At 73.7% G+C, this 16,125-nt stretch carries 12 protein-coding genes; 10 read left to right on the forward strand and 2 right to left on the reverse strand.

Features of this window, described 5'->3' with window-relative positions; all coding sequences use genetic code 11:
* Positions 1-2 precede the first annotated feature (2 nt).
* The 3 genes from ACZ6SQ_RS11280 (at position 3) to hemW (ending at position 5,523) form a co-directional block, all read left to right on the forward strand.
* Entirely contained in the window at positions 3-1,874 is a 1,872-nt protein-coding gene (locus tag ACZ6SQ_RS11280) for an AMP-dependent synthetase/ligase (RefSeq protein WP_469559402.1), read from the forward strand.
* Between the two features lie 494 nt (positions 1,875-2,368).
* A complete protein-coding gene (locus ACZ6SQ_RS11285; protein ID WP_469559405.1) occupies positions 2,369-4,219 on the forward strand; it encodes a SpoIIE family protein phosphatase in 1,851 nt (616 codons plus the stop codon).
* 71 nt (positions 4,220-4,290) lie between these two features.
* Positions 4,291-5,523, forward strand: coding sequence for a radical SAM family heme chaperone HemW (gene hemW / locus ACZ6SQ_RS11290; RefSeq protein WP_469559408.1), 1,233 nt, complete (start codon positions 4,291-4,293; stop codon positions 5,521-5,523).
* A 150-nt stretch (positions 5,524-5,673) separates the two neighbouring features.
* On the opposite strand, the gene ACZ6SQ_RS11295 is transcribed toward hemW, so the two are convergent.
* On the reverse strand, positions 5,674-6,486 hold the full coding sequence (locus tag ACZ6SQ_RS11295) for a DUF3097 domain-containing protein (RefSeq protein ID WP_469559411.1): 813 nt from the start codon (positions 6,484-6,486) through the stop codon (positions 5,674-5,676).
* 31 nt (positions 6,487-6,517) lie between these two features.
* Positions 6,518-7,249 (reverse strand): MBL fold metallo-hydrolase, encoded by a 732-nt coding sequence (locus tag ACZ6SQ_RS11300; protein WP_469559413.1) that lies wholly within the window; start codon positions 7,247-7,249, stop codon positions 6,518-6,520.
* Between the two features lie 178 nt (positions 7,250-7,427).
* Here ACZ6SQ_RS11300 and hrcA point away from each other — a divergent pair, with 178 nt between their 5' ends.
* The 7 genes from hrcA (at position 7,428) to ACZ6SQ_RS11335 (ending at position 16,080) form a co-directional block, all read left to right on the forward strand.
* Positions 7,428-8,444, forward strand: a complete 1,017-nt coding sequence (gene hrcA / locus ACZ6SQ_RS11305; RefSeq protein ID WP_389320760.1) for a heat-inducible transcriptional repressor HrcA — start codon at positions 7,428-7,430, stop codon at positions 8,442-8,444.
* Positions 8,445-9,578, forward strand: coding sequence for a molecular chaperone DnaJ (dnaJ, locus tag ACZ6SQ_RS11310; RefSeq protein WP_386378450.1), 1,134 nt, complete (start codon positions 8,445-8,447; stop codon positions 9,576-9,578). It abuts the gene before it with no gap.
* Between the two features lie 247 nt (positions 9,579-9,825).
* A complete protein-coding gene (locus tag ACZ6SQ_RS11315) occupies positions 9,826-10,914 on the forward strand; it encodes a nitronate monooxygenase (protein WP_469559418.1) in 1,089 nt (362 codons plus the stop codon).
* Positions 10,911-11,648, forward strand: coding sequence for a 16S rRNA (uracil(1498)-N(3))-methyltransferase (locus ACZ6SQ_RS11320; protein WP_469559421.1), 738 nt, complete (start codon positions 10,911-10,913; stop codon positions 11,646-11,648). The genes ACZ6SQ_RS11315 and ACZ6SQ_RS11320 overlap by 4 nt, the downstream gene beginning before the upstream one ends.
* 15 nt (positions 11,649-11,663) lie before the next feature.
* Positions 11,664-12,056, forward strand: a complete 393-nt coding sequence (locus ACZ6SQ_RS11325; RefSeq protein ID WP_469559424.1) for a VOC family protein — start codon at positions 11,664-11,666, stop codon at positions 12,054-12,056.
* An 84-nt stretch (positions 12,057-12,140) separates the two neighbouring features.
* Entirely contained in the window at positions 12,141-12,680 is a 540-nt protein-coding gene (locus tag ACZ6SQ_RS11330) for a hypothetical protein (protein ID WP_469559427.1), read from the forward strand.
* Between the two features lie 172 nt (positions 12,681-12,852).
* Complete coding sequence (locus ACZ6SQ_RS11335) at positions 12,853-16,080, forward strand: S41 family peptidase (RefSeq protein ID WP_469559430.1); 3,228 nt, start codon at positions 12,853-12,855, stop codon at positions 16,078-16,080.
* Positions 16,081-16,125: the final 45 nt, after the last annotated feature.

The raw sequence follows: 16,125 nt of genomic DNA on the forward strand, positions 1-16,125 counted from the left end.
TCGTGAGCGACACACAGATTCTGATCGAGAACCGTCCGCCGTCCGTCGCGGCTCTCTTCCTGGAACGCGTGGCCGCCACGCCGGATGCCGAGGCGTACCGCTACCCGGTGCCCGCCGCCGACGGGCAGGGTCCGGAAGAGTGGAAGTCCCTGAGCTGGGGGCAGGCCGCCGAACGGGTCTACGCCCTCGCCGCCGGGCTCATCGAGCTCGGCGTGGAGCCCGAGCAGCGCGTCGCCCTCGCCGCCGCCACCCGGGTCGAGTGGCTGATCGCCGACCTCGGCATCATGTGCGCCGGCGCCGCGACCACGACGATCTACCCGCAGACCAACGCCGACGAGGCCGCGTTCATCCTCGCCGACTCCGCCAGCCGGGTGCTGATCGCGGAGAACGCCGAGCAGGTCGCCAAGGCCCAGGAGAAGCGCGCCGACCTGCCCGACCTCACCCATGTCGTGGTGATCGACGCCGAGGGCGTGGAGACCGACGACTGGGTGCTCTCCCTCGCCGAACTGGAGAGCCGCGGCGCCGCCCGGCTGGAGCGGGACCCCGGGCTGATCAAGGAGAAGGTCGCGGCGATCACCGCCGACCAGCTCGCCACGCTCATCTACACGTCCGGCACCACCGGCCGCCCCAAGGGCGTACGTCTGCCGCACGACAACTGGTCGTACATGGCCAAGGCCATCGCCGCGACCGGGCTGGTCGGGCCGGACGACGTGCAGTACCTGTGGCTGCCGCTCGCGCACGTCTTCGGCAAGGTGCTCACCTCCGGCCAGATCGAGGTCGGCCATGTCACCGCCGTCGACGGCCGGGTCGACAAGATCATCGAGAATCTGCCGGTCGTCCAGCCGACCTACATGGCCGCCGTGCCGCGCATCTTCGAGAAGGTCTACAACGGCGTCGCCGCCAAGGCCCGGGCCGGCGGTCCCGCCAAGTACAAGATCTTCCAGTGGGCGGCCGGGGTCGCCCGCGAGTACGCCAAGGTCACCCAGGACAACTTCCGCCGTACCGGCACCGCGAAGGCGCCCTTCGGTCTCGCCGCCAAGCACAAGGTCGCCGACACGCTCGTCTACTCCAAGCTCCGCGAGGCCTTCGGCGGCAACCTGCGCGCCTGCATCTCCGGCTCGGTCGCCCTCGCGCCCGACATCGGCTACTTCTTCGCCGGCGCCGGCATCCACATCCTGGAGGGCTACGGCCTCACCGAGACCTCCGCCGCGTCCTTCGTCAACCCGGGCGAGGCCTACCGCACCGGCACCGTGGGCAAGCCGCTGCCCGGCTGCGAGGTGCGGATCGCGGACGACGGCGAGATCCTGCTGCGCGGTCCCGGCGTCATGCAGGGCTACCACGGGCTGCCCGAGAAGACCGCCGAGGTGCTGGAGGCGGACGGCTGGTTCCACACCGGTGACATCGGTGAGCTGTCCCCCGACGGCTACCTGCGCATCACCGACCGCAAGAAGGACCTCTTCAAGACCTCCGGCGGCAAGTACGTCGCGCCGACCGAGATCGAGGGGCAGTTCAAGGCGGTCTGCCCGTTCGTCTCCAACATCCTCGTCCACGGTGCGGACCGGAACTTCTGCACCGCGCTCATCGCGCTCGACGAGGCTGCGATCGGCGGGTGGGCCGCGGACAACGGGATCAAGGGGTCGTACGCCGAGATCGTGGCTGCGCCGGCGACGGTGGAGATGGTCGAGGGGTACATCAAGCAGCTGAACTCGGGGCTTCAGCGCTGGCAGACGATCAAGAAGTTCCGGCTGCTGCCGCGGGATCTGGATGTGGAGCACGGTGAGATCACGCCGAGTCTGAAGCTGAAGCGGCCGGTTGTGGAGCGGGAGTACTCGCATCTCCTGGAGGAGATGTACGCGGGGGCTCGGGAGGCGTAGTTCTTTCGCTTGCCGCGTTCCGCTTGCCGCGTGGGGTTTGGCGCGTGCGGGCTTGGGGGTGCGGGGCTGTGTGGCGGGTGCGGCTGGTGCCGTGGCCTGTCGCGCAGTTCCCCGCGCCCCTTTTGGTTGGGTGCGGCGTGTGTTTTGGTTGGGTGCGCAGTTCCCCGCGCTCCTGAAGATCGCGCAGTTCCCCGCGCCCCTTTTGGTTGGGTGCGGCGTGCGTCGTGGCTGGTCGCGCAGTTCCCCGCGCCCCCTGAAGATCGCGCAGTTCCCCGCGCCCCTGGCGACCGTGCAGTTCCCGGCACCCCTGGCGAACGTGCAGTTTCGCGCGGGTTGGGGCGTTGTTCTTCGTGGGGGCGTTTTGGGGTGCGGCACCGTAGCACGGATGGGGGGTGGGGTGGCGTTGATTGGTGACTCGGTGCTTATGGGCGGGGTCTTTCTGTCACTGTGGCGGGCGACAGATGTGCATTCGTCCTACTGCTCGGGAGCCGTCCATGGGGGCCATTCCGGTGCAACGGGAGACCGTTCCCCTCGCGTCCGCGCGGCCCGGTGACCCTCGCTTCCGTACGACCGTGAGCGGGGGGTCGCTCGCGCCCGCGAACGCGCGGGGGCTGGCGCGCGGCGCGTTCCGGCAGTGGACGGAGCTCGGGGTGGCGGGGGCCGACCTGCTCGGCGAGCGGCTGGCGGGCGACGCCCTGGTCGTGGTCAGCGAACTGGTCACCAACGCCGTGGTGCACACCGGGACCGACGTCGAGCTGGCCTGTCGGCTGGAGCCCGACAACGGGTCCCTCGTCGTCGAGGTCAGCGACCGGCGCCCCGCCCGGCCGCCCGTCGGCGGCGCGGCGGAGGGCCACGAGTACGGGGGCGGTCTGCGGCTCGTCGCGGGGCTCGCCGAGAGCTGGGGCGTCACCTACCGCGGGGGAGCCAGGACCGTCTGGGCGCGGCTCGGCGGCGAGGACGGCGGCTGTGATCCGGACACCGCCCTGGACGCCGCCGCCCTGTTCGGTCACGAGGCCGCGCGGGCGGACCGCGACGGCGACTGGCTCGGCCGTGGCGCGCTGTCCTTCCTCGCCGAGGCCTCCGACCTGCTCGCCGGACAGCTCGACGAGGACCTGGTGGCCGCGCTGACCGGGCAGCTGATCGTGCCGCGCCTCGCCGACTGGTGCGCGATCTGGCTGGAGGACGAGGCCACCGGGCGCGGCTGGAGCGAGGGCGGCGGGGTGCCCGGACCGCGCCTCGGGCGGGTCTGGCACGGCTGCGAGGACCGGACCGAGGAACTGCGCCGCGCCCTGGAGAAGGAACCGCCCCGCCCGCCGGACGGCCTGCGCTCCGGGCCCGTCGGGCACCCCTGGCCCGCCACCGCCCTCGCGCCGGGCGCCCCGTACGGCTCGGCGCTCGCGTACCGGCTGATCGCCGGCGGCCGCCCGCTGGGCACGCTCGTCATCGGCCGCGCCGGGATCCTGCGCTTCCCCGACGAGATCACCGGGCTGGTCGAGGACCTGGCCCGCCGGGTCGCGCTCGCGATCGGCGCCGCCCGGCAGTACGCCCGCCAGGCCACCATCAGCGCCGTGCTCCAGCGCGGCCTGCTGCCCGGGGCGGTCGCCCAGATCCCGGGCGTGCGCAGCGCGCTCGTCTACGAGCCGCGCGACAAGGGCGGCCCGAGCGGCGACTTCTACGACCTCTTCCCGGCCGGCGACGGCCGCTGGTGCTTCGCCGTGGGCGACGTCCAGGGCAAGGGTCCCGAGGCCGCCGTCGTCACCGGCCTCGCCCGGCCCTGGCTGCGGCTGCTGGCCCGCGAGGGCTACCGCGTCGCCGACGTCCTGGACCGCCTCAACCAGCTGCTCCTCGACGACGCCACCGAGACCGCCGACGCAGCCGCCCGTGCCCTGGTGGGCCCGGCCCCGCCCGGGGACGGGCCGCAGACACGCTTCCTGTCGCTGCTGTTCGGCGAGCTCGTGCCCTTCGACGGCGGGGTCCGCTGCACCCTGGCCTCGGCCGGACACCCGCTGCCGCTGCTGCTCGGCCCGGACGGCGGGGTCCGTACGGTCGCGCGGCCGCAGACCCTGCTCGGGGTCGTCGAGGACGAGACGTACACCAGCCAGACCTTCGCGCTGCGGCCCGGCGACAGCCTGCTCTGCGTCACGGACGGGGTCACCGAGCGGCGCGACGGCTCACGCCAGTTCGACGACGGCGACGGCCTCGCCACCGCGCTCGCCGGCTGCGCGGGCCTGGACGCCGAACTGATCGCGGAACGCATCCGACGGCTCGTCCACGACTTCGGGGACCAGCCCCCGGAGGACGACCTGGCCCTGCTGGTCCTCCAGGCCGAACGGCCCCGGACCTGAGAGAACCCCGGCGGGACGCCCGGAACCGGCCCGGGCCGGGGACGGGGGACACATGGGGGACACTGGAGGACATGCCCTCCGCACTTCCCGACGGCGAGCCCGTCCCCGCCGACGGCGCGCTGCCCGCGTCCGCGCGCGCCGGGTCCGCCGACCGGCCCCTCGGCTTCTACCTGCACGTTCCGTACTGCGCGACCCGCTGCGGCTACTGCGACTTCAACACCTACACCGCGACCGAGCTGCGCGGCACCGGCGGTGTGCTCGCCTCCCGCGACAACTACGCCGAGACCCTGATCGACGAGATCCGCCTCGCCCGCAAGGTGCTCGGCGACGACCCGCGCGAGGTCCGCACGGTCTTCGTCGGCGGCGGCACACCGACCCTGCTGGCCGCCGACGACCTCGTACGGATGCTGGGGGCCGTCCGCGACGAGTTCGGCCTGGCACCCGACGCCGAGGTCACCACGGAGGCCAACCCGGAGTCGGTCGGCCCGGCCTATCTGAGCGCCCTGCGCGAGGGCGGCTTCAACCGCGTCTCCTTCGGCATGCAGAGCGCCCGGCAGCACGTGCTGAAGGTCCTGGACCGCACGCACACCCCCGGCCGCCCCGAGGCCTGTGTCGCGGAGGCCCGGCAGGCGGGCTTCGAGCACGTCAATCTCGACCTGATCTACGGCACCCCCGGCGAGTCCGACGACGACTGGCGGGCCTCGCTGGAGGCGGCGCTCGGAGCGGGCCCCGACCATGTCTCGGCGTACGCCCTGATCGTCGAGGAGGGCACCCAGCTCGCCCGGCGCATCCGGCGCGGCGAGGTCCCGATGACCGACGACGACGTCCACGCCGACCGCTATCTCATCGCCGAGCAGATGCTCTCGGAGGCGGGCTTCGACTGGTACGAGGTGTCCAACTGGGCCACCTCCGAGGCCGCCCGCTGTCTGCACAACGAGCTCTACTGGCGCGGCGCCGACTGGTGGGGCGCGGGCCCCGGAGCGCACTCCCACGTGGGCGGCGTGCGCTGGTGGAACGTCAAGCATCCGGGGGCGTACGCGGCGGCGCTCGCGGAGGGCCGTTCCCCGGGCGCGGGCCGTGAGCTGCTGACCGACGAGGACCGCAGGGTCGAGCGCGTCCTCCTCGAGCTGCGCCTGCGCGAGGGCGCGCCCCTGGACCTGCTGAAGGCGGACGGACTGGCCGCCGCCCGCCGGGCGCTGTCCGACGGACTGCTCCGGCCGGAGCCGTACGACGAGGGCCGCGCGGTGCTGACCCTGCGGGGACGGCTGCTGGCGGACGCGGTGGTCAGGGACCTGGTGGACTGAGCGGCTGGGCCCACCGGACGGCCGCCGCCGGAGCCCCGCCCCGAGGCCACCGGACGGCCGCCGCCGGAGCCCCGCCCCGGGGCCCACCGGACAGCCGACGCCGGAGCCTCGGGACCCACCGGACGGCCGGCGCCCCGGCCGCGCCCCGCCTCAGGGCTCGACCGGCACCGTCACATGGTCGATCAGCCGCTCCACGCAGCCCAGCAGCTCCGGCTCCAGGTCCTTGTACGACCCGACCCGTCCCAGGATCGCCTGCCACACCGCGCCGGTGTTCTCCGGCGGCCAGCCCAGGGCCCGGCACACGCCCGTCTTCCAGTCCTGGCCGCGCGGGACGCGGGGCCACCCGGCGATCCCCAGGGACGCCGGTTTCACGGCCTCCCAGATGTCGATGTAGGGGTGGCCCACCACCAGGGCGTGCTCGCCGGTCACCTCCTGCGCGATGCGCCACTCCTTGGAGCCCGGCACGAGGTGGTCCACCAGGACGCCGAGGCGGGCGTCCGGGCCGGGGGCGAACTCCGCGACGATCGCCGGGAGGTCGTCCACGCCCTCCAGGTACTCCACGACCACGCCCTCGATGCGCAGGTCGTCGCCCCAGACCTTCTCGACGAGCTCGGCGTCGTGGCGGCCCTCGACGTAGATCCGCCCGGCCCGGGCCACCCGCGCGCGGGCGCCGGGCACGGCCACCGAACCGGACGCCGTACGGGCGGGGCGGGCGGGGGCGCAGGACGGGCGCACGAGCGTCACCGCCCGCCCCTCCAGCAGGAAACCGCGCGGCTCCAGCGGGAACACCCGGTGCTTGCCGAAGCGGTCCTCCAGCGTCACCGTGCCCGCCTCGCAGCGGATCACCGCGCCGCAGAAGCCGGTGCCGGGCTCCTCGACCACCAGACCCGGCTCGGCCGGGACCTCGGGAACCGGCTGGGGCTTCTTCCACGGCGGGGTGAGGTCGGCGGAGTACTGGCGCATTCGGATGACGATAGGAGAAGCCGGGGCCCCGTCAGGGCGACACGCCGAACCGCCGCGCCAGCTCGTCCCGCTGCCGCCGGACGAACGCGGCGTCCACCACCGCTCCGTGACCGGGGACGTACAGCGCGTCCTCGCCGCCCAGGGCGAGCAGCCGGTCCAGCGCGTCCGGCCACCGGGAGGGCACCGCGTCCGGGCCCGACTGCGGCTCGCCGGACTCCTCGACCAGATCGCCGCAGAAGACGACCTCGGGCGAGCCGGGGACCAGGACCGCGAGATCGTGGGCGGTGTGGCCGGGGCCCACGTTGGCCAGCAGGACCTGGCGGCCGCCGCCCAGGTCCAGGGTCCACTCGCCGGTGACGTGGTGGCGGGGCGCGGCCAGCGCGGCCGAGGCCTCGCGCGCCGCCTCGGCGTCCAGACCGTGGCGCACCGCGTCCGCGCGCAGTTCGTCGCCCGCGCGGGCCCCGGTCAGGGCCCCGTCCACGCCCACCGCGCCGAACACCTCCGCGCCGGGAAACGCCGCCGCGCCGAAGACATGGTCGAAGTGGGGGTGGGTGAGCGCGAGATGGGTCACATCGTGGCCGGCCAGCCATTCGGCCCGCGTCCGCAGCAGATTCCCTTCAGACAGGCTCGAACCCGCGTCGATCAGCAGCGCCGCGCCGTCTCCGAGGACCAGCCCCGCCGTGCAGTCCCACACCGGGAGCCGGCACCGGCCGACCCCTGTGGCCAGCGGCTCCCATCCCAGGTCTTCCCAAGTCACCGTCATACCGCGACGCTAACGGTGACCCCCGCGCGGGGCACGGTCGTACGGGACCGGTCTTGCCGGGGGGCCACCCGACAGCCGTACACTGGGCCGGTGAGGCTGGCACTCCTATGTTCCGAGTGCCAGGCGGGGGAAACAGAGGGACAGAGCGCCAGGGTGACGACTGCTGGAGGTGTGCGCGATGCTCAGTGAACGAAGGCTCCAGGTGCTGCGCGCCATCGTCCAGGACTACGTCGGAACCGAGGAACCGGTCGGCTCCAAGGCCCTCACGGAGCGCCACAACCTCGGCGTCTCCCCGGCGACCGTGCGCAACGACATGGCGGCCCTGGAGGACGAGGGCTTCATCGCGCAGCCGCACACCAGCGCCGGGCGGATCCCGACCGACAAGGGCTACCGGCTGTTCGTCGACAAGCTCGCCGAGGTCAAGCCTCTCACCGCGCCCGAGAAGCGGGCGATCCAGAACTTCCTCGACGGCGCCGTCGACCTCGACGACGTCGTGGCCCGCACGGTGCGGCTGCTCGCGCAGCTCACCCGGCAGGTGGCCGTCGTGCAGTACCCCTCGCTGACCCGGTCCACGGTCCGGCACGTCGAGCTGCTGTCGATGGCCCCGGCCCGGGTGATGCTGGTGCTGATCACCGACACCGGCCGGGTCGAGCAGCGGATGGTCGACTGCCCGGCGCCGTTCGGCGAGGCCTCGCTCGCGGATCTGCGGGCGCGGCTGAACAGCCGGGTGGCGGGCCGGCGCTTCACGGATGTGCCCCCGCTGGTGCAGGATCTGCCGGAGGCCTTCGAACCGGAGGACCGCGGCACGGTCCAGACGGTCCTCTCCACCCTCCTGGAGACGCTCGTCGAACAGACCGAGGAGCGGCTGATGATCGGCGGCACCGCCAATCTGACGCGCTTCGGACATGACTTCCCCCTCACCATCCGTCCCGTCCTGGAGGCCCTCGAGGAGCAGGTCGTGCTCCTCAAGCTCCTGGGCGAGGCGGGGGATTCGGGCATGACCGTGCGCATCGGTCACGAGAACGCCTACGAGGGACTCAACTCCACGTCGGTGGTGTCGGTGGGCTACGGTTCGGGCGGCGAGGCAGTCGCCAAACTCGGCGTGGTCGGACCGACCCGCATGGATTACCCGGGAACGATGGGAGCGGTACGCGCAGTGGCACGTTACGTCGGACAGATCCTGGCGGAGTCGTAAGTGGCCACGGACTACTACGCCGTTCTCGGCGTGCGTCGCGACGCGTCGCAGGATGAGATCAAGAAGGCCTTCCGGCGGCTCGCGCGCGAGCTGCACCCGGACGTGAACCCGGACCCGAAGACCCAGGAGCGGTTCAAGGAGATCAACGCCGCTTACGAGGTGCTGTCGGACCCGCAGAAGAAGCAGGTCTACGACCTCGGCGGCGACCCGCTCTCGCAGGCCGGCGGCGCGGGCGCGGGCTTCGGCGCGGGCGGCTTCGGCAACTTCTCGGACATCATGGACGCGTTCTTCGGCACGGCGTCCCAGCGCGGCCCGCGTTCGCGTACGCGGCGCGGCCAGGACGCGATGATCCGGATCGAGGTCGAGCTCGACGAGGCGGCCTTCGGCACGACCAAGGACATCCAGGTCGACACGGCCATCGTCTGCACCACGTGCAGCGGCGAGGGCGCGGCGCCGGGCACCTCCGCGCAGACCTGCGACATGTGCCGCGGCCGTGGTGAGGTCTCCCAGGTCACCCGGTCCTTCCTGGGCCAGGTCATGACCTCGCGGCCCTGCCCGCAGTGCCAGGGCTTCGGAACCGTCGTGCCGACTCCGTGTCCGGAGTGCGCCGGTGACGGCCGGGTCCGCTCCCGCCGGACCCTGACGGTGAAGATCCCGGCCGGTGTCGACAACGGCACCCGGATCCAGCTCGCCGGCGAGGGCGAGGTCGGCCCCGGCGGTGGTCCGGCCGGCGACCTCTACGTCGAGATCCACGAGCTGCCGCACTCGACGTTCCAGCGGCGCGGCGACGACCTGCACTGCACGGTGACCATCCCGATGACGGCGGCGGCCCTCGGCACGAAGGTGCCGCTGGAGACCCTCGACGGCATGGAGGAGGTCGACATCCGGCCCGGCACCCAGTCCGGCCAGTCGATCCCGCTGCACAACCGGGGCGTCACCCACCTGCGCGGCGGCGGCCGCGGCGACCTCATCGTCCACGTCGAGGTCCAGACCCCGAACAAGCTCGACCCGGAGCAGGAGCGTCTGCTGCGCGAGCTGGCCAAACTCCGCGGCGAGGAACGCCCCCAGGGACAGTTCCAGCCTGGGCAGCAGGGGTTGTTCTCGCGGTTGAAGGATGCCTTCAACGGTCGCTGACGTGTGCCGGGCCGGCTGCCGGGGGTCCGGGGGTCGGCCCCCGGGCGGGCACGGTCAGCCGGGGCAGCAGGGGTTGTTCCCGCGGTTGAAGGACGCGTTCAACGGTCGCTGATCCGCAGGCTCCGGACGGTCTCGCCGTACGGCTCGGGTGGCTTTCGCAAACAGGTGAAAGCCGCCCGTGCCACAGGCCTATGCCTCCCGGAAGTCCCGATTCGGACTTGTTCGAAGGACGTGACAACATGCGGGCATGTCCTCCGCGCTGACCGGTCTTCTCCCCCTTCCGATCGTGCAGGCCCCCATGGCGGGCGGCGTCTCCGTGCCGCAGCTCGCCGCCGCCGTGTCCGAGGCCGGAGGGCTCGGCTTCCTGGCCGCCGGGTACAAGACGACGGACGGCATGTACCAGGAGATCAAGCAGCTGCGCGGACTGACCTCCCGCCCCTTCGGCGTGAACCTCTTCATGCCGGTCCTCGAACACCCCGACCCCGCCGCGGTCGACGTCTACGCCCACCAGCTCGCCGGCGAGGCCGCCTGGTACGAGACCGAGCTGGGCGATCCCGACAGCGGCCGCGACGACGGCTACGACAACAAGCTGGCCGTCCTGCTGGACAACCCCGTCCCGGCGGTCTCCTTCCACTTCGGCGTGCCCACCGCGGAGGCCCTGGCGGCCCTGCGCCGCGTCGGCACCGTCACGCTCGTCACCGCGACCACCGCCGAGGAGGCGCTCGCGGTGGAGCGGGCCGGCGCCGACGCGGTGATCGTGCAGGGCCTGGAGGCCGGCGGCCATCAGGGCACCCACCGCGACCTGCCCGGGGCCGAGCGGGCCGGGACGGGCCTGCTGTCCCTCGTCGCGCAGGTCCGCGAGACCGTCGCCCTGCCGATCGTCGCCGCCGGCGGAATCATGCGCGGCAGCCAGATCGCCGCCGTGCTCGCCGCGGGCGCGAGCGCCGCACAGCTCGGCACCGCGTTCCTCGCCACCCCCGAGTCCGGGGCGCCCGCGCTGCACAAACAGGCGCTGACCGACCCCCTCTACGTACGCACCGAGCTCACCCGGGCGTTCTCCGGGCGCCCGGCCCGCGGGCTGGTGAACCGCTTCGTGCGCGAGCACGGCCCCTACGCCCCCGCCGCCTACCCCGACGTCCACCACCTCACCGCGCCGCTGCGCAAGGCGGCCGCGAAGGCCGGCGACGCCCAGGCGATGTCGCTGTGGGCGGGCCAGGGGCACCGCATGGCACGGGACCTGCCCGCCGGGCGGCTGGTGGAGGTACTGGCCGGGGAACTCGCCGCGGCCAGGACAGCGTTGTCGGACCTTCCGGCACAAGGAGGTGCGCACGGATGACGGCTCCCGTGTTCGTGGTCGACCGGCTCGACGGTGTGGGACGCGAGTTCGTGCTCGACGGCCCCGAGGGACGGCACGCCGTCTCGGTGAAGCGGCTGCGGTCCGGTGAGGACGTGGTGCTCACCGACGGGCTCGGGCGCTGGGCCGAGGGCGTGGTGAAGGCCGCCGAGGGCAAGGACCGGCTGGTGGTGGAGCTCGCCCAGGTCCACGAGGAGCCCGAGGAACAGCCCCGGATCACCGTCGTGCAGGCGCTGCCCAAGGGCGACCGCGGTGAACTCGCCGTGGAGACCATGACGGAGACCGGCGTGGACGCGATCGTCCCGTGGGCCGCCTCCCGCTGCATCACGCAGTGGAAGGGCGAGCGCGGGCTGAAGGCCCTCGCCAAGTGGCGGGCCACCGCCCGGGAGGCGGGCAAGCAGTCCCGCCGGGTGCGCTTCCCGGAGGTCGCGGACGCCGCGACGAGCAAGCAGGTTGCGGCATTTCTCGCCAAAGCCGACTTCGCCGCCGTGCTCCACGAGAGCGGCGAGGAACCCCTCGCCACCGCCGAACTGCCCGCCGAGGGCGAGATCGTGCTGGTCGTCGGCCCCGAAGGGGGCGTGTCCCCCGAGGAGTTGGCGCTGTTCACGGAAGCGGGCGCGAAGCCGTACGTCCTCGGGCGTACCGTGCTGCGGACATCCACCGCCGGCACCGCGGCGGCGGCCCTGCTGCTGGGCCGTACCGGCCGCTGGTCCTGAGGACAGGGGAAGGTCATGGAACTTGCCCAGGTACGGCTGCTGGTGACGGACTTCGCCGCCTGCTACCGCTTCTACGCCGACGTCCTCGGCCTCAAGCCCCGGTCGGGCGCGACCGAAGGTCCGTACGAGAAGTTCAGCCCCGCCACCGGCTCCGCGGGCATCGCGCTGCAGGACCGGGCGATGATGGCCGCGGTGCTGGGCGAACTGGGCGACACGGCGGCCGGGCACCGGTCCCTGGTGGTGCTGCGGGTGGACGACCTCGACGCGTACTGCGAGCAGATCACCGGCCGCGGCGCCGAACTCCTGCACGGCCCGGCGCCGATGACCGACCGGATGCGGGTGGCCCATCTCAAGGACCCCGAGGGCAACCTGGTGGAGCTTCAGGAGTGGCTGCTGCTCCGGGGCTAGACCCGGGGGAAGGGCCCTGGCGCACACGCGCGGTGGCCGTATGCGCACTACCGCGACGGGCGGGGCGGTGGCAGGCTGTCCTCCATGGGGGCATTGCGACGGATTTGGCGCGGCGGACGAGGACGACGGACCCAGCGGGGCGCGGCCGCGCTGGCGCTCGCGGTGATCGCCGTGGGCGGGGCGGCGGCGTGCGACCCGGCGGGCCTGAGTTCGGCCACGGTCTCGTTCACCACCGACCAGTTGGCCACCCGGGAGCTGGAGCGGCTGAACGCCGACGTGCGCTGGCTCACCTGCACGGCCGAGGTGGACGGCGGCGACAGCGCCTCGCCGTCCGCGACGCAGGACGACGTGGCCACCGTCCACTGCGAGGGCGAGACCGACGACGGCAAGGACATCACGGTCGACGGCCGGGTGACCCGCGCGGTCGACGGGGCGTGCGTGCGCGGCGACCTGACCGCGAAGGTCGACGGCAGGCAGGTGTTCCGCGTGCAGGGCCTCGGCGACTGCGACGCCGCCCCCACCCCGCCCGCGGGCCAGGTGCCCGGCCCCGCCGTCACGGTGACGGTCACCCAGACCGTCTGGTGCGACGACTACCCGCAGTGCCGCCCGGTGCAGGGCAAGTAGCCCCCGACGGCGGCCAGGCAGCTCCCGGAGGCCGCCAAGCAGTCCCCGACGGCGGCCAGGCAGCTCCCGGAGGCCGCCAAGCAGCTCCAGGCGGTCGCCAAGCAGTCCCCGGCGATGACCAAGTGATCCGAACCGCCCGCCTCGCCCGCCTCCGCTGCATACGCTTGATCGCGTGACGCAGACCGCAGCTCCGGCCCCGTCGGCCTATCTCCGCTTCCCGCACCTGCACGGCGAGTCGGTCGCCTTCGTCGCCGAGGACGACGTCTGGCTCGCGCCGCTCGACGGCGGCCGGGCGTGGCGGGTGAGCGCCGACAACATGCCGGTGACCATGCCGCGCATATCGCCCGACGGCACCACCGTCGCCTGGACCTCCACCCGCGACGGCGCCCCCGAGGCGCACATCGCCGCGGCCGACGGCGGCCCCGCCCGGCGGCTGACGTACTGGGGCAGCGCGAAGACCCAGGTGCGCGGCTGGACCCCGGACGGCCGGGTCCTGGTGCTCAGCACCCACGGCCAGGCCACCCTGCGCCGCACCTGGGCACGGGCCGTCCCGCTCGACGGCGGCCCGGCCGAGACCCTGCCCTACGGCCCCGTCGGCGACGTGGCGTTCGGCCCGGCCACGGTGCTGCTCTCCGCGCCGATGGGCCGCGAGGCGGCGTGGTGGAAGCGCTACCGGGGCGGTACCGCGGGCAAGTTGTGGATCGACCGGGCCGCCGAGGGCGAGGAAGGCGCCGGCGAGTTCGTCCGGCTCCACGAGAACCTCGACGGCAACATCGAGCACCCCTGCTGGGTGGGCGAGCGCCTCGCCTTCCTCTCCGACCACGAGGGCACCGGTGCGCTGTACTCCTCCCTCGCCGACGGCTCCGACCTGCGCCGCCACACCCCTCTCGACAGCTTCTACGCCCGGCACGCGACGAGCGACGGCCGCCGGGTCGTCTACGCCAGCGCGGGCGAACTCTGGCTCCTGGACGACCTGGAGGGCGCCGAGCCGCGCCGCCTGGACGTCCGGCTCGGCGGCCAGCGCACCGACCGGCAGCCCCACACGGTGGACGCCGGCCGCTGGTTCGGCTCCGCGTCCCCCGACCACAGCGCCCGCGGCAGCGCGGTGAACGTGCGCGGCGCGGTCCACTGGGTCACCCACCGCGCCGGCCCCACCCGCGTCCTGGCGGCCGAACCCGGCGTCCGCGCCCGGCTGCCGCGCACCTTCCGCGTCGAGGGCGAGGAATGGGCGGTGTGGGTGACGGACGCCGAGGGCGAGGACGCCCTGGAGTTCGCGCCCGCCACCGGCCCCGCGCCCGGCACGACCGCGCGCCGTGTCGCGGCCGGCCGGCTGGGCCGGGTCCTCGGCCTCGCCATGGCCCCCGACGGCACCCGCGCCGCGGTCGCCGCGCACGACGGCCGCGTGCTCCTCGTGGAACGCGAGAGCGGCGAGGTCCGCGAACTCGACCGCAGCGAGCACGGAGACGTGTCCGGCCTCGCCTTCTCGCCCGACTCCGGCTGGCTCGCCTGGTCCCACCCCGGCCCGCACCCGCTCAGCCAGCTCAGGCTCGCCAACACCACCGACCTGACGGTCACCGAGGCGACCCCGCTGCGCTTCCAGGACTACGCGCCCGCCTTCACCCTGGACGGCAGGCACCTCGCGTTCCTCTCCACCCGCTCCTTCGACCCGGTCTACGACGAGCACGTCTTCGACCTGGCCTTCGTCACCGGATCGCGTCCGCATCTGATCACCCTCGCCGCGACCACGCCCTCGCCCTTCGGCCCGCAGCGCCACGGCCGCCCCTTCGAGGTGTCCGACAAGGACGAGACCCCGGACAGCGAGGGCACCCCCACCACCCGTATCGACCTCGACGGCCTCGCCGACCGCATCGTGCCCTTCCCGGTCGAGGCCGCCCGCTACTCCAACCTGCGCGCCGCCAAGGACGGTGTGCTGTGGCTGCGCCACCCCGTGCGCGGTGTCCTCGGTGTCTCCCGGGCCACGCCCGACGCGCCCGACCCGCACACCGAGCTGGAGCGCTACGACCTCGCCGAGCAGCGCGTGGAGCATCTCGCCTCCGACGCCGACCACTTCGCGGTCAGCGGTGACGGCAAGCGGGTCCTGCTGTGGACCGACGGCCACCTCAAGGTCGTCCCCAGCGACCGGCGGGCCTCCTCGGACGCCGACAGCGACTCCAACATCACCGTCGACCTCGGGCGGGTCCGCAGGACGATCGACCCGGCCGCCGAGTGGCGCCAGATGTTCGACGAGACCGGCCGCATCATGCGCGACCACTTCTGGCGCGCCGACATGAACGGCGTCGACTGGGACGCCGTCCTGGACCGCTACCGCCCCCTCGTCGACCGCGTCGCCACCCACGACGACCTCGTCGACCTGCTCTGGGAGGTGCACGGCGAACTGGGCACCTCCCACGCCTACGTCATCCCGGGCGGCGGCCACGGCGGCGACCGGCAGGGCCTGCTGGGCGCCGACCTCTCGCGCCACGAGGACGGCACCTGGCGGGTGGACCGTGTCCTGCCCACCGAGACCTCGGACCCCGAGGCCCGCTCCCCGCTGGCCGCCCCGGGCGTGGCCGTGCGGCCGGGGGACGCCGTCGTCGCGGTCGCGGGAGTGCCGGTGGACCCGGTGACCGGCCCCGGGCCGCTCCTCGTGGGCACGGCGGACCGGCCGGTGGAACTGACCGTCGCCCCCTCGGGCGGCGGCGACCTCCGCCATGCCGTGGTGGTCCCCCTGGCCGACGAGGAGCCCCTGCGCTACCACGCCTGGGTCGCCGACCGCCGCGCCCATGTCCACCGCGTCTCCGGCGGCCGCCTCGGCTATCTGCACGTCCCCGACATGCAGGCCCCCGGCTGGGCGCAGATCCACCGCGACCTCAGGGTGGAGGTCGCGCGCGAGGGACTCGTCGTCGACCTGCGCGAGAACCGCGGCGGCCACACCTCCCAGCTCGTCGTGGAGAAACTGGCCCGCCGCATCGTCGGCTGGGCCGTCCCGCGCGGCATGCGGCCCTACAGCTACCCCCAGGACGCCCCGCGCGGCCCGGTGGTCGCCGTGGCCAACGAGTTCTCCGGCTCCGACGGCGACATCGTCAACGCCGCCATCAAGGCGCTCGGCCTCGGCCCGGTCGTCGGGGTGCGCACCTGGGGTGGGGTCGTCGGCATCGACAGCCGTTACCGCCTGGTGGACGGCACGCTGATCACCCAGCCCAAGTACGCCTTCTGGCTGGACGGTTACGGCTGGGGCGTGGAGAACCACGGCGTGGACCCGGACGTGGAGGTCGTACAGACGCCGCAGGACTGGGCGGCGGGCCGGGACACCCAGCTCGACGAGGCGATCCGGCTGGCCCTGGAGGCGCTCGGGACCCGGCCGCCGAAGACACCCCCGGTCGTCGGCGCCGAGGAGTGACCGGCCACGGCGAACTCGCGGACGCCGACGATACGATGCCTCACG

It is taken from the genome of Streptomyces sp. NPDC048600 (assembly GCF_055587025.1).